We start from the raw sequence: 2,455 nt of genomic DNA on the forward strand, positions 1-2,455 counted from the left end.
GCTAGAGTCGAAACTCTTTGGTCGTCGAAGGCAATGGTCGCTGCCCAGGTGCCGGTGAGGAGCGCCAGGATAAGATCGCTACGCGCTCCCATACGGCAATTGCGGTATTGGCCGGGCCCGGTCGCAATCCTTGCTTCTGCTCGCGCGCCCAGGCCCCGACAACCGAGTTTCCATGCGGGCTGCAGAAGGGCGTCCGGTGCAACCGGTGCCCGCCGGCGGAAGGACCGCGGATTGCGGTGGTTCAGCGCAGGGCCCGCGACTACACTGGGGGCCGGCGGCGCAGTCGAAGACCGGCCGGGCCGCCCGGAGGGAGCAGGCCATGCGCATCATCCCCCGCCGTGCCTTGGTCGCCGCCTCGGCGGTGGCCTGGGCCGCTGCCGCGCGCCCTCTGGATGCGCAGCAGGCCGACGTCACACGCCTCCTCGTCGCCTTCCCGCCGGGCGCCGCGATCGACGGGATCGCCCGCCTCCTTGCCGCCGCTGCGCCGCGTGCCGGCATCGGCGTGACGGTGGTCGAGAACCGCCCCGGTGTGGGTGGCAACATCGCCGCTGCCGCCGCTGCGCGCGCGCGCGCCGACGGCCGGACCTTGCTGCTCACCATCGATACCACCTTCACCGTCAACCCGCACATTTACCCCGACCCGGGCTTCGACGCCGCGCGCGACCTTGAGCCGGTGGCGACCTGCGCAACCTTCCCGGTGGTGTTGGTCACGCATCCTGGGTCGGGCATCGCCGGGCTCGACGGGCTGGCGGAGGAGGCGCGGCGGCGCCCGCCGCTGCTCTACGGCTCGGGCGGGAGCGGCACGCCGGGGCACCTTGCAATGGAGCACCTGCGGGCGGCGCTCGGTCTGCCGCCCGGCGCGATGGAGCACGTCGCGTTCCGCGGTAACCCTCAGGTCCTGGCGGAGCTGGTGGCCGGGCGCGTGCGCACCGGCTTCGTCGCGATTGGAGGCGGGGGGGCGGAGTTCGTCCGTGACGGACGGTTGCGCGCGATCGCCGTCTCCGGGCCCCGCCGGATTGCCGTCCTGCCGGAGGTGCCGACGGTGGTGGAACTGGGCCAGCGCGGCTTCGACGTACGCTTCGCCTTCGTGCTCATGGCGCCACGTGGCACGCCCGCCGAGGCGAAGCGGGCCTGGGCTGGACTGGTGGCCGAGACGCTTTCCACACCGGAGGCCCGCACCCGCCTCGACGCCTGGGGCGGGCTGGAGCCGCCCGAGGCTGGCGGGCCGGAAGGAACCGCGGCCTGGATCGAGCAAGCCCACGCACGCTGGGGTCAGGTGGCGCGTAAGGCGGGGATGCGACCAGATTAAGGACCGCGGAACCGACAGGACACACGGCGGCGGCCCAGCTGCCAGCGACAAAGGAGGGGATTGCCAGGATGTCTGACAACGCACGCCCCGCCGCCGCCGCGCAGCAGCCTGACGTCCCCACGGCGTCCTCCGCGGCAGAGGCGGTACTGCGGCTGGCGACGGCTTACCAGGCGTCGCGGGCGCTCCACGCCGCCGCGCGGCTCGGTGTCCCGGACCTGCTGGCCGACGGGCCAAGGTCAGTCGAGGATCTCGCTGCCGCCACGGACACGCAGGGGCCCTCGCTGAGCCGTCTGCTGCGCGCACTCGCTGCCTTCGGTGTGTTTGCCGAGACCGGGGACGGCCGCTTCGCGCTCGGGCCGCTCGGTAGGGGGTTGTGCGAGGGTGCGCCGGGCTCGGTGCGCCCGCTGGTGTTGATGTGGGGGCACGAGGATTTCTGGGGTACCTGGGGCGCGCTGGAGCACTGCGTACGGACCGGCGAGACCGCAGTCCGGCACCTCTTCGGCTCCAACGATCCCTTCGCGCGCTACGCCGCCGACCCGGCGCTCGGGGCGGTGTTCAACGCGGGCATGACCGTGCTCTCGGCCACCACGGCGGCGGCCGTCGTGGCTGCCTACGACTTCTCGGGCGTCTCCCGGGCAGTGGACGTGGGCGGCGGCCGGGGGCGGCTGATCGCGGCGATCCTGCAGGCGAACCCGAGCGTGCGTGGCGTCCTATTCGACCTCCCCTCTGTGGTCGAGGGCGCGACGCCGGTCCTGACGGAGGCGGGCGTCGCGGACCGCTGCGAGGTGGTGGGCGGGGACATGTTCGCCGCCGTGCCGGCGGGCGGTGACCTCTACCTGCTGTCACGCGTGGTGCACGACTGGGACGAGGCCCGGGCGACCGCGATCCTGAAGAACTGCCGTCGCGCCATGAGCGAAGGAGCCACCACCGCCCGCCTGCTGTTGGTTGAGCGGGTGCTGCCGGACCAGATCGGGGCCGCGTCCTCGGCGGTGCTGAAGTCGCAAATGCTCAGCGACCTCAACATGCTGGTCAGGACGGGCGGGCGCGAGCGCACCAAGGGCGAGTGGCGGGCGCTCCTCGCCTCGGTGGGACTACGGATCACGCGCCTGCTACCAACAGGGATGACGGTCGGCCTGATCGAGGCGG

The 2,455-nt window shown here is 72.8% G+C and carries 2 protein-coding genes; both read left to right on the forward strand.

Features of this window, described 5'->3' with window-relative positions; genetic code table 11:
- Positions 1-319: 319 nt before the first annotated feature.
- Complete coding sequence (locus H7965_RS28230; protein ID WP_186773857.1) at positions 320-1,309, forward strand: Bug family tripartite tricarboxylate transporter substrate binding protein; 990 nt, start codon at positions 320-322, stop codon at positions 1,307-1,309.
- 68 nt (positions 1,310-1,377) lie between these two features.
- The coding region (locus H7965_RS28235) for a methyltransferase (protein WP_186773858.1) at positions 1,378-2,455 on the forward strand (1,078 nt) is incomplete at its 3' end.

The sequence above is a fragment of the Siccirubricoccus deserti genome (assembly GCF_014283215.1).
Lineage (GTDB): Bacteria > Pseudomonadota > Alphaproteobacteria > Acetobacterales > Acetobacteraceae > Siccirubricoccus > Siccirubricoccus deserti.

Bases quoted from the DNA above. Each gene is read 5' to 3' on its own strand.
- H7965_RS28230 (WP_186773857.1), top strand. From the start codon at position 320: ATGCGCATCATCCCCCGCCGTGCCTTGGTCGCCGCCTCGGCGGTGGCC.